The 21,240-nt window shown below is 60.0% G+C and carries 20 protein-coding genes and 1 pseudogene; 11 read left to right on the top strand and 10 right to left on the bottom strand.

The features are described 5' to 3' along the window. Window positions 1–88: 88 nt before the first annotated feature. The 4 genes and pseudogenes from argB to coaBC all read right to left on the bottom strand — a co-directional run bounded on the left by argB (window position 89) and on the right by coaBC (window position 4,260). Complete coding sequence (gene argB, locus PG5_RS14650; protein ID WP_020797904.1) at window positions 89–994, bottom strand: acetylglutamate kinase; 906 nt, start codon at window positions 992–994, stop codon at window positions 89–91. A gap of 17 nt (window positions 995–1,011) precedes the next feature. Then, a pseudogene (locus PG5_RS14645) lies at window positions 1,012–2,415 on the bottom strand (phosphomannomutase/phosphoglucomutase); the annotation flags it as partial. A gap of 175 nt (window positions 2,416–2,590) precedes the next feature. Beyond that, window positions 2,591–3,046 carry a dUTP diphosphatase gene (gene dut / locus PG5_RS14640; RefSeq protein ID WP_008054604.1) on the bottom strand — a complete coding sequence of 152 codons (456 nt, stop codon included), beginning with the start codon at window positions 3,044–3,046 and terminating at the stop codon, window positions 2,591–2,593. Between the two features lie 5 nt (window positions 3,047–3,051). Continuing rightward, window positions 3,052–4,260 (bottom strand): bifunctional phosphopantothenoylcysteine decarboxylase/phosphopantothenate--cysteine ligase CoaBC, encoded by a 1,209-nt coding sequence (coaBC, locus tag PG5_RS14635; RefSeq protein WP_020797901.1) that lies wholly within the window; start codon window positions 4,258–4,260, stop codon window positions 3,052–3,054. Window positions 4,261–4,396: 136 nt separating this feature from the next. Between coaBC and radC the strand changes: the two genes are divergently transcribed. Then, window positions 4,397–5,071 (top strand): DNA repair protein RadC, encoded by a 675-nt coding sequence (gene radC, locus PG5_RS14630; RefSeq protein WP_020797900.1) that lies wholly within the window; start codon window positions 4,397–4,399, stop codon window positions 5,069–5,071. 130 nt (window positions 5,072–5,201) lie between these two features. Here radC and PG5_RS14625 read toward each other — a convergent pair whose 3' ends face one another. Next, entirely contained in the window at window positions 5,202–6,788 is a 1,587-nt protein-coding gene (locus tag PG5_RS14625) for an ABC transporter substrate-binding protein (protein WP_020797899.1), read from the bottom strand. Window positions 6,789–7,235: 447 nt separating this feature from the next. Between PG5_RS14625 and rpmB the strand changes: the two genes are divergently transcribed. Next, window positions 7,236–7,469 (top strand): 50S ribosomal protein L28, encoded by a 234-nt coding sequence (gene rpmB / locus PG5_RS14620; protein WP_003176907.1) that lies wholly within the window; start codon window positions 7,236–7,238, stop codon window positions 7,467–7,469. Between the two features lie 11 nt (window positions 7,470–7,480). After that, complete coding sequence (rpmG, locus tag PG5_RS14615; protein WP_007894709.1) at window positions 7,481–7,636, top strand: 50S ribosomal protein L33; 156 nt, start codon at window positions 7,481–7,483, stop codon at window positions 7,634–7,636. Window positions 7,637–7,707: 71 nt separating this feature from the next. On the opposite strand, the gene PG5_RS14610 is transcribed toward rpmG, so the two are convergent. Continuing rightward, window positions 7,708–8,070, bottom strand: coding sequence for a cupin domain-containing protein (locus PG5_RS14610; protein WP_008054608.1), 363 nt, complete (start codon window positions 8,068–8,070; stop codon window positions 7,708–7,710). A 234-nt stretch (window positions 8,071–8,304) separates the two neighbouring features. Here PG5_RS14610 and PG5_RS14605 point away from each other — a divergent pair, with 234 nt between their 5' ends. Both PG5_RS14605 and PG5_RS14600 read left to right on the top strand, forming a co-directional pair. Continuing rightward, window positions 8,305–9,798: an aldehyde dehydrogenase gene (locus tag PG5_RS14605; RefSeq protein ID WP_020797898.1), complete on the top strand. Its 1,494-nt coding sequence runs from the start codon at window positions 8,305–8,307 to the stop codon at window positions 9,796–9,798. A 184-nt stretch (window positions 9,799–9,982) separates the two neighbouring features. Continuing rightward, window positions 9,983–11,125 carry an MFS transporter gene (locus PG5_RS14600; protein ID WP_020797897.1) on the top strand — a complete coding sequence of 381 codons (1,143 nt, stop codon included), beginning with the start codon at window positions 9,983–9,985 and terminating at the stop codon, window positions 11,123–11,125. Window positions 11,126–11,203: 78 nt separating this feature from the next. On the opposite strand, the gene PG5_RS14595 is transcribed toward PG5_RS14600, so the two are convergent. Next, window positions 11,204–12,772, bottom strand: coding sequence for a phospholipase D family protein (locus PG5_RS14595; RefSeq protein ID WP_042955424.1), 1,569 nt, complete (start codon window positions 12,770–12,772; stop codon window positions 11,204–11,206). Window positions 12,773–12,832: 60 nt separating this feature from the next. Beyond that, on the bottom strand, window positions 12,833–14,266 hold the full coding sequence (locus PG5_RS14590; RefSeq protein WP_020797895.1) for a PLP-dependent aminotransferase family protein: 1,434 nt from the start codon (window positions 14,264–14,266) through the stop codon (window positions 12,833–12,835). 179 nt (window positions 14,267–14,445) lie between these two features. On the opposite strand from PG5_RS14590, the gene PG5_RS14585 reads away from it, so the two are divergent. Continuing rightward, window positions 14,446–14,691 carry a DUF1127 domain-containing protein gene (locus PG5_RS14585; RefSeq protein ID WP_020797894.1) on the top strand — a complete coding sequence of 82 codons (246 nt, stop codon included), beginning with the start codon at window positions 14,446–14,448 and terminating at the stop codon, window positions 14,689–14,691. A gap of 140 nt (window positions 14,692–14,831) precedes the next feature. Here PG5_RS14585 and PG5_RS14580 read toward each other — a convergent pair whose 3' ends face one another. Further along, complete coding sequence (locus PG5_RS14580) at window positions 14,832–16,145, bottom strand: FAD-binding oxidoreductase (RefSeq protein WP_020797893.1); 1,314 nt, start codon at window positions 16,143–16,145, stop codon at window positions 14,832–14,834. Window positions 16,146–16,291: 146 nt separating this feature from the next. Here PG5_RS14580 and PG5_RS14575 point away from each other — a divergent pair, with 146 nt between their 5' ends. Next, window positions 16,292–16,645 (top strand): YkgJ family cysteine cluster protein, encoded by a 354-nt coding sequence (locus PG5_RS14575; RefSeq protein WP_020797892.1) that lies wholly within the window; start codon window positions 16,292–16,294, stop codon window positions 16,643–16,645. A gap of 38 nt (window positions 16,646–16,683) precedes the next feature. On the opposite strand, the gene PG5_RS14570 is transcribed toward PG5_RS14575, so the two are convergent. After that, window positions 16,684–17,172: an Lrp/AsnC ligand binding domain-containing protein gene (locus PG5_RS14570; RefSeq protein ID WP_003177284.1), complete on the bottom strand. Its 489-nt coding sequence runs from the start codon at window positions 17,170–17,172 to the stop codon at window positions 16,684–16,686. A gap of 157 nt (window positions 17,173–17,329) precedes the next feature. Between PG5_RS14570 and dadA the strand changes: the two genes are divergently transcribed. The 4 genes from dadA to PG5_RS14550 all read left to right on the top strand — a co-directional run bounded on the left by dadA (window position 17,330) and on the right by PG5_RS14550 (window position 21,101). Next, window positions 17,330–18,634, top strand: a complete 1,305-nt coding sequence (dadA, locus tag PG5_RS14565; protein WP_033044263.1) for a D-amino acid dehydrogenase — start codon at window positions 17,330–17,332, stop codon at window positions 18,632–18,634. A gap of 118 nt (window positions 18,635–18,752) precedes the next feature. After that, entirely contained in the window at window positions 18,753–19,826 is a 1,074-nt protein-coding gene (alr, locus tag PG5_RS14560) for an alanine racemase (RefSeq protein ID WP_020797890.1), read from the top strand. Between the two features lie 127 nt (window positions 19,827–19,953). Then, window positions 19,954–20,502 carry a cupin domain-containing protein gene (locus tag PG5_RS14555; RefSeq protein WP_020797889.1) on the top strand — a complete coding sequence of 183 codons (549 nt, stop codon included), beginning with the start codon at window positions 19,954–19,956 and terminating at the stop codon, window positions 20,500–20,502. Window positions 20,503–20,684: 182 nt separating this feature from the next. After that, entirely contained in the window at window positions 20,685–21,101 is a 417-nt protein-coding gene (locus tag PG5_RS14550) for a cytochrome c5 family protein (protein WP_020797888.1), read from the top strand. Window positions 21,102–21,240: the final 139 nt, after the last annotated feature.

The following is a 21,240-nucleotide window of genomic DNA, read 5'->3' as shown; positions in this document are numbered from 1 at the left end:
ACAGGGATATTCAGGTTTCATAGGGATCGTGGGCAAAAAAAGACCCCGTTCAGCCAGGCTGAGCGGGGTCTTTTTTGTGCGCTATCGCTTACGGACGCTTGCGATTGCTGATCAGGGTGCCCACACCGGTATCGGTGAAGATCTCCAGCAGAATCGCATTCGGTACCCGACCGTCAATGATCAGCGAGCTGCCCACGCCACCCTGGACCGCTTCCAGTGCACAACGGATCTTGGGCAGCATGCCGCCATAGATGGTGCCGTCGGCGATCAGGTCGTCGACTTGCTGGGTGGTCAAGCCGGTCAGGACCGTTCCCGCCTTGTCCATCAGGCCGGCGATGTTGGTCAGCAGCATCAGCTTCTCGGCTTTCAGCGCTTCGGCGACTTTGCCGGCCACCAGGTCAGCATTGATGTTGTACGACTCGCCGTTCTCGCCGACGCCGATTGGCGCGATCACCGGGATGAAGTTGCCTTTGACCAGGAGGTTCAGCAGCTCGGTGTTGATCCCGACCACTTCGCCCACCTGGCCGATGTCGATGATCTCCGGTTGGGTCATCTCCGGTGTCTGGCGGGTGACGGTCAGTTTCTTCGCACGAATCAGCCCGGCGTCTTTGCCGGTCAGGCCAATGGCGCTGCCGCCATGACGGTTGATCAGGTTGACGATGTCCTTGTTGACCTGGCCACCGAGGACCATCTCGACCACGTCCATGGTAGCGGCATCGGTAACGCGCATGCCGTCGACGAAGTGGCTCTCGATCGACAGGCGCTTGAGCAGATCGCCGATTTGCGGGCCGCCGCCGTGAACCACGACCGGGTTGATGCCCACGGCCTTCATCAACACGATGTCGCGGGCGAAGCCGGTTTTCAGCTCCTCGCTTTCCATCGCGTTGCCGCCGTATTTGATCACCAGTGTCTTGCCGACATAGCGGCGAATGTAAGGCAGCGCTTCGGACAGGACCTTGGCGGTGTTGGCGGCGGCTTCGCGTTCGAGGGTCATTCAGGGCTCCGGGTGAATCAGAACGGTAGTTGGAGATCAGGTGCAACACGCTTCAACTGGACGTGGAAAACGTCCTTGATGCGCGAAAGTTCTGCCTCGTCATCGGCCTCGAAACGCAGGACCAGCACCGGTGTGGTGTTGGAAGCGCGAACCAGGCCCCAGCCTTTGGCATAGTCGACTCGCACGCCGTCAATGGTGGTCAGGTCGGCGCCTTCGCCCCACTTCGCGTCGTGCAATGCATCAATGATGCTGAATTTGCTCTCTTCGGTCACATGGATATTGATTTCCGGCGTAGAAATATCGTTCGGGAAGGTCGCGAACAACTCTTCGGCCGTGGATTTCTCCTTGCTCAGGATCTCCAGCAACCGCGCGGCGCTGTAAATGCCGTCGTCGAAACCGAACCAGCGCTCCTTGAAGAAGATATGCCCGCTCATTTCGCCGGCCAGCAGGGCGCCGGATTGTTTCATTTTCTTCTTGATCAACGAATGACCGGTTTTCCACATGAGCGGACGACCACCGTATTCCTTGATCAGCGGGATCAAGCGGCGAGTGCATTTAACGTCGAAGATAATTTCGGCGTTCGGATTGCGCGCCACCACGTCGCGGGCGAACAGCATCAACAGGCGGTCCGGAAAAACGATGCTGCCAGTGTTGGTCACCACGCCGACGCGGTCGCCGTCGCCGTCGAAAGCCAGGCCGATATCCGCATTGGTTTCCTTGACCTTGGCGATCAGGTCGACGAGGTTTTCAGGCTTGCCCGGGTCCGGGTGATGGTTAGGGAAGTTGCCATCGACCTCGCAGAACAGCGGGATGACTTCGCAGTTCAGCGCCTCGATCAATTGCGGGGCGATCACGCCGGCTGCACCGTTGCCGCAGTCCACCACGACTTTCAGGCGGCGGGCCAGTTTGATGTCCTGGACGATTTCGGTGTTGTAGCGATCAAGGATCTCGACCCGGGTGATGCTGCCCTTGCCGCTGGTCAGGTTGTTGGTCTTGAGGCGGTCATGCAGGGCCTGGATCTGTTCGTTGGCCAGGGTATCCCCGGCAATGACGATCTTGAAGCCGTTGTAGTTCGCTGGGTTGTGGCTGCCAGTGAGCATCACCCCGGATTTGCCGGCCAGCACGTTGGCGGCGTAGTACAGCGCGGGCGTAGGCACCAGGCCGACATCGCTGACGTGGCAGCCGCTGTCGGCCAGGCCTTGAATCAGCTGTTCAACCAGCTCGGGGCCGGACAGGCGACCGTCACGACCAACGGATACATTCGGTTCATCCTGGGCCAGGCTCTGTGCACCGATGGCGCGACCAAGCCAGTAAGCCGTTTCGGCGTTGAGAAATTCCGGGACGGTGCCGCGTATGTCATAGGCACGGAAAATACTGTCGGGGAACTTGGGGGCAACGCGTACAGGGGTGCTCATCTGGGGAAATGCTCCATCGTGAAAGTGGCTGGACCGGCCTGCGAATAAGTCGTCGACAGGTTCAAACTGAAAGGTATGACGGCGTTTTTCGCGCAGAGTTCGTGGTGCGAAAAGGCCATGCCAGCGACGCGAGCGGCTTTGGGCCGTTCAATCCATTGATTTCAGGGGTATAGCGAACGTATCAGTGACTGCCGGAATGACCGAAACCGCCGGTACCACGCTGGGTTTCGACGAACTCTTCAACCATCTCGAAATGCGCCTGCACCACCGGCACCAGCACCAGCTGCGCCAGGCGTTCGCCGACGGCCATGGTGAAGTCGGTCTGGCCACGGTTCCAGCAGGAGACCATCAGCGGTCCCTGGTAGTCGGAGTCAATCAGCCCGACCAGGTTGCCCAGGACGATACCGTGTTTATGGCCCAGGCCGGAGCGCGGCAGGATCAGCGCCGCCAGGTTCGGGTCGCCGATGTAGATCGACAGGCCAGTGGGGATCAGTACCGTTTCACCCGGCTTGATCACGATGTCCTGCTCCAGCATGGCGCGCAGGTCGAGGCCGGCGGAACCTGGCGTGGCGTACTGTGGCAGCGGAAATTCGGTACCGATGCGGGGGTCGAGGATCTTGGCTTGCAAAGCGTGCATGTAAATTAAACCTGGTTCAGACGTTCGGCGATAAAAGTGATCAGCTGGCGAGCAATCTTGCTCTTGCTGGTCTGGGCGAAGAGTGTGGCGTGAAGTTCACGGTCGATTACGCTGCAGGCGTTTTCTTCGCTGTTGAAGCCAATGCTCGGGTTGGCGACGTCGTTGGCGACGATCAAATCGAGGTTCTTGTCTTTCAGCTTGCGGGCAGCGTAGTCGAGCAGGTGTTCGGTTTCGGCGGCGAAACCGACGCTGAACGGACGGTCGGGGCGTGTAGCGATGCTGGCCAGGATGTCCGGGTTGCGCACCATTTGTAGCAACAAGCCGTCGCCGTTCGTAGGATCTTTCTTGAGTTTCTGTGGTGCGACGACTTCTGGGCGGTAGTCCGCGACCGCTGCCGAGGCAATAAACAGGTCGCAAGGAATCGCCGCTTCGCACGCGGCGAGCATGTCGCGGGCGCTGACTACGTCGATGCGCGTAACACGGTCCGGGGTCGGCAGATGCACCGGGCCCGTGATCAGGGTTACGCGGGCGCCGGCTTCAACCGCCGCTTCCGCCAGGGCAAAGCCCATTTTTCCGGAGCTGTGGTTGGTGATGTAGCGCACCGGGTCGATGTTTTCCTGGGTAGGGCCGGCGGTGATTAGCACGTGCTTGCCGGTCAATGCCTGGCGCTGGAAGCAGTCTGCCGCGCATTGAGCCAGCTCCGTCGCTTCGAGCATGCGTCCCAGGCCGACGTCGCCGCAGGCCTGGCTGCCCGAAGCTGGACCGAAGGCCTTGATGCCACGGTTTTCGAGGGTTTGCAGGTTGGCCTGGGTGGCCGGATCGCGCCACATGGCCTGGTTCATCGCCGGAGCGATGGCAACCACTGCGTCGGTGGCCAGCACCAGCGTAGTCAGCAGGTCATCGGCAATGCCTTGGGCCAGGCGCGCGATCAAATCCGCGGTGGCGGGGGCGATCAGCACCAGATCGGCCCATTTGGCCAGCTCAATGTGGCCCATCGCCGCTTCGGCCGCCGGGTCCAGCAGGTCCAGGTGCACTGGATGCCCGGACAGGGCCTGCATGGTCAGCGGAGTAATGAATTCAGCGCCGCCACGGGTCATGACCACGCGCACTTCCGCGCCCTGATCGATCAGGCGGCGAACCAGGTCGGCGCTCTTGTAGGCAGCGATACCGCCGCCGACGCCCAGAACAATGCGTTTCCGATACAGCCGCTGCATAGGCCTGCCTTTCATTTTCGTTGATGACTGCGTTGCGATACCCCCTCCCCAGGAGTGAAATCGCCCGCAAAAAAGATGGGCTACGATATCACAGCGACCGCAACGGAACAGCGGCGCCCACAGACAGGGAGGTGGTATGAGTATTCGCGATTGGCCGGCGTCGGAACGGCCGCGGGAGAGGTTGCTTGAACAGGGCTCGGGAAGTCTTTCGGACGCCGAGTTGCTGGCGATATTTTTACGAACTGGCGTGGTGGGTAAAAGTGCCGTCGATCTGGCGCGACACCTGTTGAATCAGTTTGGCAGCCTGCGTTTGCTGTTGGAGGCCGACCAGGAAACGTTCAGTAAGCAGTTGGGGCTCGGTCCGGCGAAATTCGCGCAGTTGCAGGCTGCTCAGGAAATGAGCAGGCGCCATTTGGCCGAGCGTGCGCGAGAAAAGTCGGCCCTGGAAAACCCGCAGGCGGTGCGTGAATACCTCAAGTCGATGCTGCGACATGAGCCCCACGAGGTGTTTGGGTGCCTGTTTCTCGACTCCAGGCATCAGGTCCTGGCGTTTGAGGTGCTGTTTCGCGGCTCGATAGACAACACCAGCGTTCACCCGCGGCAAGTGGTCAAGCGTGCATTGGCTCACAATGCGGCGGCACTGATCCTCTGTCACAACCATCCGTCAGGCAACACTGACCCCAGCCAGGCTGACCGGATGCTGACCAAGCGCCTGCAGAAGGCGCTGGACCTCATCGATGTGCGGGTGCTCGACCATTTCATCATTGGCGATGGCAACCCGCTGTCGATGGCGGAGTACGGGTGGATGTGACCCCCCCCCCGTGTAGGAGCGAGCATGCTCGCGATGGTGGTAGTGGCACCGCTTTCTTTCAGGCGGCCCTCGTCATCGTTGACGACCATCGCGAGCATGCTCGCTCCTACAGGGTTTTGTGTCGGGTGGCCTATTTGATGTTGACCTTCGAGTAATCCTGTCGCCCAAACGGGCTGACCGAGTATCCCTCGACGGCCTTGCTGGTCAGGGCGAAGGCGGTCGGATGCGCCAGGGGCAGCCACAACGCCTGTTGCTGGATCTGCGTCTGGGCCTGTTCGTAGAGCTTGGTGCGCACGCCTTGCTCACCGGTGGTCTTGCCGGCGCTGATCAACTTGTCCAGGTCCTGGTTGCAATAGCGCGCAAAGTTGGTGCCGGACTTGACGGCTGCGCAGGAAAACTGCGGCGTGAGGAAGTTATCCGGGTCACCGTTGTCACCCGCCCAGCCCATGAAAAGCAAGTCGTGTTCGCCAGCTTTGGCGCGGCGAATCAACTCACCCCATTCGATGACGCGGATTTCGGCCTGAATGCCGATTTCCGCCAAATCGGACTGAAGCAGTTGAGCGCCGAGGCTCGGGTTAGGGTTCAGCAGGCTGCCGGAAGGGCGGGTCCAGATGGTGGTCTGGAATCCCTCCTTGAGCCCGGCCTTAGCCATCAACGCCTTGGCTTTCTCGACGTCATGCGGGTAACCCGGCAATGTTTTCGCATAGCTCCAGGTGTTGGGCGGGTAGGGGCCGTTGGCGGGTTCAGCGGTGTCTTCGAACACGGCCTTGACGTAGTTGGCCTTGTCGAAGGCGAGGTTGATCGCCTGGCGCACTTCGGGTTTGTCCAAAGGCGGGTGCTGACTGTTGATGGCAACGAAGGCGGTCATGAAGGCGTCAGTCTTTTCGACTTTCAGCGTCGGCTCCTTCAGCGCCGCCTGGACATCCAGAGGCTTGGGCGACAGCGCAATCTGGCATTCATTGCGGCGCAATTTCTGCAAGCGCACGTTGGCGTCAGGGGTAATGGCAAAGATCAGCGGATCGACCGAGGGCTTGCCGCGGAAGTACTCGGCGTTGGCTTTGTAGCGAACGGTGGCGTCCTTCTGGAAACGCGTGAATACGAACGGGCCAGTGCCGATCGGTTGGTTATTGAGCTTTTCCGGCGTGCCGGCTTTCATCAGCTTGTCAGCGTACTCGGCCGAGTAAATCGAGGCGAAGCCCATGCTCAGGGTGGCGAGGAAGGTGGAGTCCGGGTGATCCAGGGTAAAGCGTATGGTTAGGGGGTCCAGTGCGTCGATCTTCTTGATCAGTGCGGGCAATTGCATCGACTGAGCATGGGGGAAGCCGCTCTGGGCGACTTTGTGCCATGGGTTGGCCGGATCGAGCATCCGGTCAAAGCTGAACTTCACGTCCTCGGCGGTCAGTTCACGCGTTGGGCTGAAGTAGTCGGTGCGATGAAATTTCACCTGGGGGTGCAACTTGAAGATGTAGGTCAGGCCATCCGGTGTGACCTCCCAACTGTCCGCGAGGCTGGGGACAACTTTGCCGCTGGCATTGTCGAAGTCCACCAATCGGTTCATCAGCACGTCAGCCGAAGCGTTGGTGGTGGTCAGCGAGTTGTATTGCACCACATCGAACCCTTCGGGGCTGGCCTCGGTGCAGACGCTCAGGGCGGCGGCGTAGGCCTGTGGGCCCAGCAGGAGCGGGGCAAGCAACAGCGGTAGGGCAGCGAGGCGCATGGTCGGGTTCCTTTACAGATCGAAGGCCCATCTGCAAGTGCAGTCTGGAAAAGGCTTACCCTAGTGGGCTGGATTGCAAATGACTATCCCCTTTTTCGTTTTCAGGGGACTATAGCCGATCGATTCTGGCGAGCGCTGGTTGGGAAAAAGCTGGATCGGCTTGTTGCGCAGATTCTCTGCGACGAGCGGTCGCAAGCGACGATAGCCTTGATCCAAGGCGCCTGGCGCCTGAAAAACAGGGTTTTTATCAACTCAGCGCACACTGAATGTTGTTGCTCTCTAGTCTTTCTGGTATAAAGCAGCGCTCTTTTCTAGGGGCCCGGTTCCTTCGTTTGTAGGTGTAGCCGGTAAGACCCTTAAAGAAACGCGGCGCCTGGCGCCAAATGACTGAGAGATTAAGCGGCCAACCCATGCCGGGTTGGGCATGTGGTTTTAGAGGGCTGAGGCATGTCGAGAGTCTGTCAAGTTACCGGTAAGGGTCCGGTGACTGGGAATAACATTTCCCACGCAAATAACAAAACCCGTCGTCGTTTCCTGCCGAACCTGCAGCATCACCGCTTCTGGGTTGAAGAAGAGAAACGTTTCGTGCGTCTGCGCGTATCTGCCAAAGGCATGCGCATCATCGACAAGCGTGGCATCACTGTCGTGCTGGCCGAAATCCGCGCCGCTGGCAAGATCTAAGGGAGCTAATCATGCGTGAATTGATTCGTTTGATTTCGAGCGCCGGTACTGGTCATTTCTACACTACCGACAAGAACAAGCGTACTACTCCGGACAAAATCGAGATCAAGAAATTTGATCCGGTTGTTCGCAAGCACGTGATCTACAAGGAAGGCAAAATCAAGTAATTGATTTTTCCTGACTTACGAAAAAGGCCCGTATCGCGAGATACGGGCCTTTTTTGCTGCCTGCAAAAAAATCAGGCTTTCTGTTCAAACGCCACATAGATCTTGCGGCACGGCTCCAGCACTTCCCAGGTGCCACGGAAGCCTGCCGGGATCACGAAGCGATCGCCCGCGCGTACGGTTTTGCTGTTGCCGTCGTTGTCACGCAACACAGAAACACCCTGAACGATTTCGCAGTATTCGTGCTCGGTGAAATTCACCAGCCACTGGCCGACCGCGCCTTCCCACACACCGGCATTCAACTGTCCGCAAGGGCTGTTGTAGTGGTTGTACACGGCTTGCTCGGGATCGCCTTTGAGAACTTTCGCCGGGTCTGGGCGATAGCGTTCGACGGCAGTGGTGGCCTGGCTGAAGTCTACGATGTTCTGGATGCTCATTATTGTATTCCCCCGTCTTTGCGGTGCGAGTGGCTGGTAATGTTTAAGTCTATGTTTATTAAAATGAACATCGCAAGGCCGTTTGCCGGTGTTATGTCAAATATATTGAAACTTCACCTGCCGCTGGTTTAGGGTGGTGGTTGCCTTGGGCCGCAAGCTGGCTGGCCGGGCAGAATTCCTGACAGCGCCCGCGAAGAACGCGGGTGTCGTATTCAATAAGAGGAGGACACTCGCATGACCACCCTGACTCGTGCCGACTGGGAGCAACGCGCTCGCGATCTGAAGATCGAAGGCCGCGCCTACATCAATGGTGAATACACCGATGCCGTCTCCGCCGAGACCTTCGAGTGCATCAGCCCGGTCGATGGCCGCCTGCTGGGCAAGATCGCCAGCTGTGACGCCGCCGATGCCCAGCGCGCTGTTGAAAACGCCCGCGCCACCTTCAACTCTGGCGTCTGGTCGCGCCTGGCGCCGACCAAGCGCAAAGCCACCATGATTCGTTTCGCCGGCCTGCTGAAACAGCACGCCGAAGAGCTGGCCCTGCTTGAAACCCTGGACATGGGCAAGCCGATCAGCGACTCCCTGTACATCGACGTTCCTGGCGCGGCGCAAGCACTGAGCTGGAGCGGCGAAGCCATCGACAAGATCTACGACGAAGTGGCGGCAACCCCGCACGATCAACTGGGTCTGGTCACTCGCGAGCCAGTCGGTGTTGTCGGTGCCATCGTGCCGTGGAACTTCCCGTTGATGATGGCGTGCTGGAAACTCGGCCCGGCGCTGTCCACCGGTAACTCGGTGATCCTCAAGCCGTCGGAAAAATCCCCGCTGACTGCCATCCGCATCGCTGCCCTGGCCGTCGAAGCCGGTATTCCGAAAGGCGTGCTCAACGTGCTGCCGGGTTACGGTCACACCGTCGGCAAGGCCTTGGCCCTGCACAACGATGTCGACACCCTGGTATTCACCGGTTCAACCAAGATCGCCAAGCAACTGCTGATCTACTCCGGCGAGTCGAACATGAAGCGCGTCTGGCTCGAAGCCGGTGGCAAGAGCCCCAACATCGTGTTCGCCGATGCACCGAACCTGCAAGAAGCCGCCGAAGCCGCTGCGGGCGCCATCGCGTTCAACCAGGGCGAAGTCTGCACCGCTGGTTCGCGCCTGCTGGTGGAACGCTCCATCAAGGATAAATTCCTGCCGCTGGTGATCGAAGCCTTGAAGACCTGGAAGCCTGGCAACCCGCTGGATCCGGCGACCAATGTCGGCGCGCTGGTCGATACCCAGCAGATGAACACTGTGCTGTCATACATCGAGTCTGGCCATGCCGACGGCGCCAAACTGGTGGCCGGTGGCAAGCGTACGCTTCAGGAATCGGGGGGCACCTACGTTGAGCCGACCATTTTCGACGGCGTAAGCAACGCGATGAAAATCGCCCAGGAAGAAATCTTCGGGCCAGTGTTGTCGGTCATCACCTTCGACAGCGCCGAAGAAGCCGTCGCCATCGCCAACGACACGCCTTACGGCCTGGCCGCCGCGGTGTGGACTGCCGACATCTCCAAGGCTCACCTGACCGCCCGCGCACTGCGTGCCGGTAGCGTCTGGGTCAACCAGTATGATGGTGGCGACATGACGGCGCCGTTCGGTGGCTTCAAGCAGTCCGGCAACGGTCGCGACAAGTCGCTGCATGCGTTCGACAAGTACACCGAGCTGAAGGCGACCTGGATCAAGTTGTAAGCCAGTGAGGGAGTCCGGCAGCTGACCGGGCTTCTGAGCGACGCAGATCCCTTGTGGGAGCGGGCTTGCCCGCGAAGGCGCCATGACAGTCAACTTTGATGTTGGATGTGATGGCCTCTTCGCGGGCAAGCCCGCTCCCACAGTGTTTTGTGCTGTACAAAAATTATCCACAGGAGCGTGGAACATGCGTTGGGCGACGTATTTCGCCGTATTGGCGTCTGTCTTGAGTGTCGGCCTGGCCCTGGGTGTCAGCATGCCGCTGGTGTCGTTTCGCCTGGAAAGCTGGGGATACGGCTCGTTTGCCATCGGCGTAATGGCCGCGATGCCGGCCATTGGTGTTTTATTAGGCGCGAAGATTTCCAGTCACCTGGCAGCGCGTCTCGGCACAGCCAATCTGATGCGCCTGTGTTTGTGGGGTGGGGCTGTGTCCATCGGCCTGCTGGCATTGTTGCCCAGCTATCCGATCTGGCTGGTGCTGCGCTTGTTGATCGGTGTGGTTCTGACCCTGGTCTTTATCCTCGGTGAGAGCTGGATCAACCAACTGGTGGTCGAAGAGTGGCGCGGGAGGCTGGTGGCGCTGTACGGCAGTAGTTATGCGTTGAGCCAATTGGCTGGGCCGATATTGCTGGGCGTCCTGGGCACCCAGCACGATTATGGCTTCTGGGTTGGCGTCGGATTGCTGGTGGCGGCACCGTTGCTGTTGTTGGGCCGCAGTGGTGCGCCCAGTAGCGAGGCGTGCAGCGTGACCTTCGGTGATTTGCTGACTTTCTGCCGTGGCCTGCCGGCGATTGCCTGGGCGGTGTCGCTGTTCGCGGCGTTCGAAGCGATGATCTTGACGTTACTGCCGGTGTATTGCCTGCGCCAGGGCTTCACCACGGAAATCGCCCTGGCGATGGTCAGCACGGTGGTGGTGGGGGATGCGTTGCTGCAATTGCCAATCGGCGCGCTGGCGGACCGGATGTCGCGCCGAGCATTGTTCACCTGGTGCGCGATGGTCCTGCTGGTGTCGAGCCTGGCGATCCCGCTGCTGATCGACACTCTGATGATCTGGCCGCTGTGGGTGCTGTTCGGCGCCAGTGCTGGCGGGCTGTTTACCTTGTCGCTGATCCTGATTGGCGAGCGTTATCGCGACGATGCGCTGGTCCGAGCCAATGCCCACATCGCACAGTTGTGGGGCATCGGTTGCCTGCTCGGGCCGTTGATCGCCGGTGCTGGCAGCCAGTGGATCAGCGGGCACGCGTTGCCATTGCTAATGGCGGCGGGAGCGTTTGGCCTGGTGATTCTGCTGTCGCGCCAAGGGGCATTTGGCGCCGTACAGCCAGCATAAGATCAAAAGATCGCAATCTTCGGCAGCGCCTGCAGGCGATCGCATTTCAGTGGCAGGACTGCCGAACGCTCGGGTCTTTTAAAGCATGCGCTCCAGTCCCACTGTAGTGCTGAGCCAGGCATTGAAACGTCGCCACCAACTGGCCGGCTCTTCGGTCAGGGTGTGCATCTTGCCGTCGTCTTCGGTCACCCATACCACTTGGCCATTCTCCAGCCGCGCCTGATAACTCAGGGCTGGCGCCATGCCTTCCAATGCCAGTTCGCGCACGCGGGCCGCGAGTTCCGGGCTGTCCACCAGCACGCCGACTTCGGTGTTCCACAGTACCGAGCGCGGATCGAAGTTGAATGAGCCGATGAAGGATTTCTGTTGGTCGAAGATGATCGCCTTGCTGTGCAGGCTGGAGTCGGACTCGCCATAGGACCTGCGGGAAAACAGGCGCGGTCCGCTGCCGCTTTCATCGCCGGGCTGGCGGCGCAGTTCGAAGAGTTGTACGCCATGCTCCAGCAACGCCTTGCGATACGGGGCGTAGCCGCCATGCACCGCCGGTACGTCCGTGGCCTCCAATGAATTGGTCAGCAACCTCACCGACACGCCGGCATCGGCGCGGCCGGTCAGATACACCAGGCCCGGCTGACCGGGCACGAAATAAGCGGAAATCATCACCAGTTCTTTACTGACGCCATCGAGTTCGGGTGCTAATTGGGTGGTCAGCAGCAGGTGCGGGTCTGGCTCGCCGTCCGCAAGCACTTTGCTCGGTGCATCCCACAACGCCTGGTTCCAGGCCCAGATCAGCTCTTTGCGCCAGGTATCCAGGCGCGGGTCCGTGGCAAACTTCCTCAACTGCTGAAAGAGCGCATGGTTCTGTTTGCGTGATTGTTCCAGGGATTCTTCCAGTCGGGCCCGGGTATTTTTCAGGTCCTGTGCGGTCGGTTTGCTCGACAGAAACTGTTCGACCGGTTTGCTCAGGGCGCTATTCCAGTATTGGTCGAAACTGTGCCCGAGCTGCTCCGCGACCGGGCCGACGCCGAGGATGTCGATGTCGGTAAAATTCAGATTGGGTTCGGCATCGAAATACTCGTCACCCAGATTACGCCCGCCGACGATGGCCATGCTGTTGTCCGCCAGCCACAGCTTGTTGTGCATGCGCCGATGTTGTTGTGACAAGTTGAACAAGCGACCCATGGTACGCGTTACGCCGGTGCTGCGCCCCAGGTGCAAAGGGTTGAACACTCGAATCTGGATCTGCGGATGCGCTGCAAGCGTGGCGATGGTGACGTCCTGGCCGTCACTGGTGGTGTCGTCGAGCAGGATGCGCACACGCACCCCGCGGTCGGCGGCCTTGAGCAATTCCTCCACCAGCATCCGCGTGCTGACGCCGTCATGCACGATGTAGTACTGCAAATCGAGACTACCTTGGGCGTTGCGGATCAGTTCGGCGCGGGCGGTGAAGGCTTCGGTGCTGTCCGATAGCAGGCGAAAGCCGGATTTCCCTTCATGGGGTGCCGCCTGCGCCTGGACCGAACGGCCAAATGCCGAAGCGCTCGCCGGCAGCGCCTGGCTTTGTTCGCGCTGCACGTCGAGGCTGGCGCAGCCGCCAAGGAACGAAGCAAGTAACACCAGAGCTAGCAGGGGCTGTCTGATTCTCACGTGGGACCGTTCCGATTGGCGGCAGATGTTGGTATATGGACGCTAATTTGCGCAGAAAGGTCAGTCAGTCAGCCCGTTGGTTTGCGCCAGCAGTTGGATGGCAGCGGCGCCGACCTTGCGCACAGCTTCTTCAACCTGTGCTGTTGGTTTGGCAGCGTAGTTCATGCGCAGGCAATTGCGGTACTTGCCCGAGGCAGAAAAGATGCTGCCGACGGCAATCTGTACGCCCTGATCGTGCAAGGCGCGATTGAGTTTCAGGGTGTCGAAGCCTTCCGGCAACTCGACCCACAGCATGAAACTGCCTTGCGGGCGGCTGGCGCGGGTGCCTGCGGGGAAATACCGCGTGACCCAATCGATCATCGCGTCGCGATTGCGCTGGTATTGCGTGCGCATGCGCCGCAAATGCGGTTCGAAATGACCGGCCTTGAGAAACTCGGCGATGGCGATCTGTGGCTGCGGCGCGGTCGAACCGGTGCTGATGTATTTCATGTGCAGCACGCGCTCCAGATAGCGTCCCGGCGCGACCCAGCCAATGCGCAGGCCGGGAGCGAGGGTCTTGGAAAACGAACTGCACAGCAGGACACGACCGTCTTCGTCGAAAGACTTGATGGTGCGCGGGCGAGGATAGCTGTAGGCCAGCTCGCCATACACATCGTCTTCGATGATCGCCACGTCAAAGCGCTGTGCAAGCGTCAACAGTGAGCGTTTGCGCGACTCCGGCATGATATAGCCCAGCGGGTTGTTGCAGTTTGGGGTCAACTGTATGGCCTTGATCGGCCACTGTTCCAATGCCAGTTCCAGTGCATCCAGGCTGATCCCGGTGAGCGGGTCGGTGGGGATTTCCAGGGCTTTCATCCCCAGGCCCTTGAGGGTTTGCATGGCGCCATGAAAGCTTGGCGAATCCACAGCCACAATATCGCCTGGCTCGCAGATCGAACGAATGCTGGTGGACAGCGCCTCGTGGCAGCCAGTCGTTACCACCAGGTCGCCGGGGGCCAGTTGGCAGCCGGAATCGAGCATCAGCCGGGCGATCTGCTCGCGCAGTTCCAGATTGCCGTGGATGTTGTCGTAATACAGGCCGGGCATGTCTTGTCGGCGGCTGAGCTGCGCCAGGCCGCGCAGCAGCGGCTTGAGGGTCGGCGTTGTGATGTCTGGCATGCCGCGACCCAGTTGCACCACATCCTTGCGCGGCACCGCACGGATCAGCTCCAGCACCTGGTCCCATTGGGAAATGTCTACCGGCCGCTGAGCCGGGCGACCCACCGCTGGAAGTTCGGGTAGATCGCGGCTGACCGGTACGAAATATCCGGATTTAGGCCTTGGCGTGGCCAGTCCGCTGTCTTCCAGCACGCGATAAGCCTGCTGCACCGTGCTCAGACTGACGCCGTGTTCAACACTCAGCGCGCGCACCGACGGCAATCGGTCACCGGGGCGATAGAAGCCTTGTTCGATTCGCGTGCCGAGCAGTTCGGCGAGGTTGACGTAGAGAGTCATGGTGCAGTCTCGTCTGAGGTCGTGGGATTGACCAGTACAGATGGAGCAAAAAATCAGGATTCAGTACCTACAGCGTTAAATCTGTATGGAGATAATACACTTTGGTTGAATCTGTAATGCTTTTCGCCGTCCACGCATCATGAAAGCTCTGGCTACCCAAGTAAACAGGAGCAATCAAAATGAACGGCTTGAGCGATGTGCGGCTGACGTTACACAGTCAGGAGCTGACGGCAGGGCAGGATCACGGTGCGCGCGAGGCGGACATGCGCGGCGCGCCGTCAGACCTGAAGCGCTGGGATCGGTTCTGGCGTCGTCTGCACACGCGCAAGGCATTGCTGGAATTGACACCCGCTCAGCTCAAGGATGTCGGGCTGACGCGTGAGCAGGCGCGGGAGGAGGGGCTTAAGCCATTTTGGCGGATTTGAGTCCTGTAGCGTTTTTGCGGACCTCATCGCGGGCAAGCCCGCTCCCACAATGACCCCGCCGGTCACAAATGCTGTGTACGACGAGAACCCTGTGGGAGCGGGCTTGCCCGCGATGGGGCCGCAAAGACCACAGCCAAATATCAGACCAACTCTTTGAGCCGATGCCACAACATCCCCAACGCCAACAACGGCGAGCGCAAATGCTTACCGCCGGGGAAAGTAATGTGCGGCACCTGGGCGAACAGATCGAAGCCACCGCTGTGCTGCCCGCTAATGGCCTCGGCCAGCAACTTGCCCGCCAGGTGCGTGGCGTTCACCCCGTGACCGGAATATGCCTGGGCGTAATACACATTTGGCTGATCTTTAAGTCGTCCGATCTGCGGTAGACGGTTGGCGCCGATTCCGATCATCCCGCCCCACTGATAATCGATCCTCACGTCGGCCAATTGCGGGAAGACGTCCAGCATTTTTGGCCGCATATAGGCGGCGATATCTTTCGGGTCCCGCCCCGAGTAATGGCAGGCACCGCCGAACAGCAGGCGGCGATCCGCCGAGAGTCGATAGTAATCCAGCGCCACCCGCTGATCGCAGACCGCCATGTTCTGCGGCAACAGTGCGTGGGCCAGTTCTTCGCTCAAGGGTTCGGTCGCGATGATATAGCTGCCGGCGGGCAACACCTTGCCGCTGAGTTCGGGATTGAGCTCATTGAGGTAGGCGTTGCAGCCCAGTACCAGCGTCTTTGCCCGGACCGAGCCTGTGGCTGTGTGCACCTTGACCTCGGGGCCGTAGTCGATGCGCGTGACGGCCGACTGTTCGAACAGTTTCACGCCCAGTTGCCGGGCGGCGGCGGCTTCGCCCAGCGCCAGGTTCAGTGGGTGCAGATGCCCGGAACCCATGTCGATCAAACCGCCGACGTAGCGGTCGGAGCCCACTACGGTGTGCATTTCATGGGGTTGCAGCAGACGGGTTTCGTAGCGGTAGCCGAGGCTGCGCAATTCTTCGGCGTCTTCGGCGAAACCTTCGAGATCACGGGGCTTGTTGGCCAGGTCGCAGTAACCCCACGTCAGGTCGCAGGGGATTTGAAAACGCTCGACCCGCTGTCGGACGATTTCAACTGCTTCCAGGCCCATGAGCTTCATCTGACGTACACCGTCGGCGCCTATCACGTTGGCAAACTGATCAAGGCCATGGCCAACCCCGCGAATCAGTTGCCCGCCATTGCGGCCGCTGGCGCCCCAGCCGATTTTATGGGCTTCCAGCAGCACCACGCTCAGGCCGCGTTCCGCCAGTTCCAGCGCTGTGTTCAACCCGGAGAAACCGCCCCCGACCACGCAGACGTCAGCCATCTGTTCGCCGGACAGCACCGGATAGTCAGGCTGAGGCAGGCTGCTGGCGGCGTAATAGGAGGCGGTGTGCCGGTGATTCGGGACAGGCTGCTGGGCACGGCCATTCATGTGCGTGATCCTGATGGGTGTGTCTAGAAAATTCGACGGAGCATAAGCCGGACCTCGAAGGCGGGCAACACTGGTCGCTCGGTGCTGTCTGGTTGGGGATTTTTACGTCAGAATCTGCCTCTGTTTCGAGATCGGTAATAGTTTGGATGAGCTGCAACAGTCAGAAAATTCGCACGTTGCGCCAGCAGATTCCCTCGTTCGAGTGCGTCCCCGGCTGCCATGACTGCTGTGGTCCGGTAACAACCTCGCCGGAGGAAATGTCCCGCCTGCCACGCAAGAGCCGCGCCGAGCAGGATGCGGCGATGGATGAACTCAACTGCGTCCATCTGGGGCCGAACGGCTGCACGGTGTATGACGAACGGCCGCTGATCTGTCGGCTGTTTGGCACTACACAAACACTGCCATGCCCCAATGGGCGGCGGCCGGTAGAGCTGATTCACCCTCGGGTCGAGAAGCAGATCCATGAATACATGGCCAGCACCCGGCAGGTTCTTGTTTGATCGATCCCACGCTCCGCCTGGGAACGATCCATGTCGAGTCAATCCGGAATCGGCAGGCTCAAGCTCTCTTTCACCTCTTCCATCACGATATAACTCTTGGATTCGCGCACATGCGGCAGCTTGAGCAGGATGTCGCCCAGCAGTTTGCGGTACGAGGCCATCTCCGATATCCGCGCCTTTACCAGGTAGTCGAAGTCGCCTGATACCAAGTGGCACTCCAGGACGTGGGGCAGTTTCAGCACGGCGCGTCGGAATTCTTCGAAGGTATCACCGGACTTGTAGTCGAGGCTGATCTCGACGAATACCAGCAGGCTTCCCTTGAGGTGCTGCGGATTGAGCCGGGCGTTGTAGCCCATGATGATCCCTTCGCGCTCCAGGCGCCGCACCCGCTCGGTACAGGGCGTGGTCGAGAGCCCGACCTTTTCCCCAAGTTCCGTAAAAGATATGCGCCCATCCGCTTGCAGGATCCGCAGGATATTGCGGTCGATCTTGTCCAGCTCACGTTTGGTTTGAGTGTTGGTACGCATAGGGGATGCGCCTCCGTGAAAAGGGTTTTTGCCGAGAATTGTCGCCAAATATAGGCGCTTATATAGTGAAAAGCACTGGCAAATCTTTTTTACACTGCGCACATCCGAAGCTTTGAACAACAAACGTCAGCGGTTAGCCGCGATGAGGGAAATGAAAATGCGCGTTATGGTCTTGGGTAGCGGCGTCATCGGTACCACCAGTGCTTATTATCTGGCACGCGCCGGGTTTGAAGTGGTGGTAGTGGACCGGCAGCCGGCTGCTGCCATGGAGACCAGTTTCGCCAACGCCGGGCAGGTCTCGCCGGGCTATGCCTCGCCGTGGGCCGCGCCGGGTGTGCCGCTCAAGGCTATCAAATGGCTGTTGCAGCGCCATGCGCCCCTGGCGATCAAGGCCACTGCCGACATCGATCAGTACCTGTGGATGGCACAGATGCTGCGCAACTGCACCGCCAGCCGCTACGCGGTGAACAAGGAGCGCATGGTCCGCCTGTCCGAGTACAGCCGTGACTGCCTTGACGAACTGCGCGCCGAAACCGGTATTGCCTACGAAGGCCGCAGCCTGGGTACTACTCAATTGTTCCGCACCCAGGCTCAGCTCGATGGCGCTGCAAAAGACATCGCCGTGCTGAAAGAGTCCGGCGTGCCGTTCGAACTGCTTGACCGCGAAGGCATTGCCCGCGTCGAGCCGGCCCTGGCCAATGTGACCGACATCCTCGCCGGTGCCCTGCGCCTGCCGAACGACCAGACTGGCGACTGCCAGATGTTCACTACCAAGTTGGCAGAGATGGCCACTAACCTTGGCGTGCAATTCCGCTTTGGCCAGGACATCCAGAGCCTCGACTTCGCCGGTGACCGCATCAACGGTGTGTGGATCGATGGCAAACTGGAAACCGCTGACCGCTACGTGCTGGCGCTCGGCAGCTACTCGCCGCAATTGCTCAAGCCGCTGGGCATCAAGGCGCCGGTGTATCCGCTCAAGGGTTACTCCCTGACCGTGCCGATCACCAACCCGGCGATGGCCCCGACTTCGACCATTCTCGACGAGACCTACAAAGTCGCGATCACCCGTTTCGACAACCGTATCCGCGTTGGCGGCATGGCGGAAATCGCCGGTTTTGACCTGTCGCTGAACCCGCGTCGGCGCGAAACCCTGGAGATGATCGTCAACGACCTTTATCCTCAGGGCGGCAATCTGGCCGAAGCCAGCTTCTGGACCGGCCTGCGTCCGACCACGCCGGACGGCACGCCGATTGTCGGCGCTACCCCGTTCAAGAACCTGTTCCTGAACACCGGTCATGGCACCCTCGGTTGGACCATGGCGTGTGGCTCTGGCCGCTTGCTGGCCGACCTGATGGCCAAGAAAAAGCCGCAGATCAGTGCCGAAGGGCTGGATATCTCCCGGTATGGCAGCAACCGTCAGGAGCCTGCAAAACATGTCAATCCAGCGCCGGCTCACCAGTGAGCCCACGCTAGGCGCGCTGCGAAAGCGATAATGCGAGATCCCTCTCCCGGTGCTACTGGCGGTTATCGCCGCCCGCAGCGCCGGTTTTTTTTAACCGACCGACCAGAAGTCTGCCGCCATGCGTCCTGCCCGTGCCCTGATCGACCTCCAAGCCCTGCGTCACAATTACCAGATCGCCCGTGAAGTCACGGGTGCCCGTGCTCTTGCGGTGATCAAGGCCGATGCCTACGGCCATGGCGCGGTGCGTTGCGCCCAGGCGCTGGAAGCCGAGGCGGACGGGTTTGCCGTGGCCTGCATCGAAGAAGCCCTGGAGTTGCGGGCGGCGGGCATTCGCGCGCCCGTCCTGCTGCTTGAAGGTTTTTTCGAAGTCGATGAACTGCCGCTGATTGTCGAGCATGATTTCTGGTGCGTTGTGCATTCGCTGTGGCAACTCGAAGCGATCGAGAAAGCTGCATTGAGCAAGCCGATCACGGTCTGGCTCAAGCTCGACTCGGGCATGCATCGGGTCGGCCTTCATCCGAAGGACTATCAGGCAGCCTATCAACGGCTGCTGGCCAGCGGCAAAGTTGCGAAGATTGTGCTGATGAGCCATTTCGCCCGTGCTGACGAATTGAACTGCCAGGCCAGTGCCGAGCAGGTCGCGGTCTTTGAAGCGGCGCGTCAGGGCTTGTCGGCCGAGGTCAGCCTGCGAAATTCCCCGGCGGTGCTGGGTTGGCCGCAGATTCCCAGCGACTGGGTTCGCCCGGGGATCATGCTGTACGGCGCCACGCCGTTCGAGGAAGCCAACGCCGTGGCCTCGCGCCTGCAACCAGTGATGACCCTTGAATCGAAGGTGATCAGCGTCCGTGAATTGCCTGCTGGAGAGCCGATCGGCTACGGCGCCAAATTCATTACCCAGAAGCCGATGCGCGTTGGCGTGGTGGCCATGGGTTATGCCGATGGCTATCCGCGGCTGGCACCGACCGGGACGCCAGTATTGGTCGCCGGGCAACGCAGCCAGTTGATCGGCCGGGTGTCGATGGACATGCTGTGCGTCGATCTGACTGACATTCCACAAGCAGGCCTGGGCTCGACCGTCGAGTTATGGGGCAAAAACATCCTCGCCAGCGACGTGGCCATCGCCGCCGGCACGATTCCGTACCAGATCTTCTGCAACCTGCGCCGGGTGCCAATGCTCTATTCCGGGAGCTAGGGCAAAGCCGCCCAGACCGGAAGTCGCCTCGCCGAACAGGATTCAGGTCAAGGTGTTGTAAATACTGAACGCTGTCGCCATGATAACGCTCAATATTCCAACAACCTGAATCCTTGGAGGCGCAAGCTTGGACGTCGGTGAACGACTGCAATCAATCCGCAAGCTCAAAGGTCTTTCCCAGCGTGAGCTCGCCAAACGCGCGGGCGTCACCAACAGCACGATTTCGATGATCGAGAAGAACAGCGTCAGCCCCTCGATCAGTTCGCTGAGGAAGGTGTTGGGCGGGATTCCCATGTCCATGGTCGAGTTCTTTTCCGAAGAAATCCTGCAGGAAATACCGACTCAGATCGTCTACAAAGCCAACGAGCTGATCGATATTTCCGATGGTGCAGTGACCATGAAACTGGTCGGCCGGGCTCACCCGAGCCGCGCTATCGCATTCCTCAATGAAATCTACCCTCCAGGCGCCGATACCGGTGAGGAGATGCTCACCCATGAGGGCGAGGAAACCGGGATTTTGCTGGAAGGGCGACTGGAACTGGTGGTCGGGCTTGAAACTTTTGTGCTCGAAGCTGGCGATAGCTACTACTTTGAAAGTACCAAGCCGCATCGTTTCCGTAATCCGTTCGATGCGCCGGCGCGACTAATCAGCGCAGCAACACCCGCGAACTTTTAAGGAAAGAGGCGTCCTGCCAGCACGGCAGAGGCACTTGAGCCGTTTGACCGTTGCGCAACAAGACCCCTTCGACTTTGGGGTTGTTTCAGTGTCGCGGGCTTACCGCTATACTTGCGCCCGCCTGCGAACCGTGGCCGTAGGCGTGACTAGCCACCATTGAGGGTGAACGCGTGAATCTAATTATGAAAATGCTGGCCGTACCAGCAACCGTATTGGCCCTCTGGGCTGCCAGCGCTCAAGCTGCGACCAATGACGAAATCGCCAAGCGCCTTGAGCCAGTCGGCCAGGTCTGTGTCCAGGGCAAAGAGTGCAAGGGCATGGAAGTCGCCGCTGCTGCTGGCGGCGGCGGTGGTGCAAAAACCCCGGATGAGGTGATTGCAAAACATTGCAACGCTTGCCACGGTTCAGGCTTGTTGGGCGCACCGAAAATCGGTGATGCCGCCGCCTGGAAAGAGCGTGCCGATCACCAGGGCGGCCTCGACGGCATCCTGGCCAAAGCCATTACCGGTATCAACGCGATGCCACCTAAAGGCACCTGCGCTGACTGCTCCGACGCCGAGCTCAAAGGCGCCATCCAGAAGATGTCCGGCCTGAAATAAGCCTGAGTCTTCCTGCTGAAAAGCCGCTTTCGAGCGGCTTTTTTTGTGTGCGCCCAGCATGGGCGCAATCTTGTGGGTGAAAGTCCCGCCGTAAGCTGACCACAGCGAACGAAGTGAAGCGCAACTGCATGAGGGCGAC

It is taken from the genome of Pseudomonas sp. G5(2012), from assembly GCF_000408945.1.
Taxonomy (GTDB): Bacteria; Pseudomonadota; Gammaproteobacteria; order Pseudomonadales; family Pseudomonadaceae; genus Aquipseudomonas; species Aquipseudomonas umsongensis.
The sequence above is the reverse complement of the archived record's forward strand: the minus strand, read 5'-3'. Positions and strand labels throughout refer to the sequence as shown.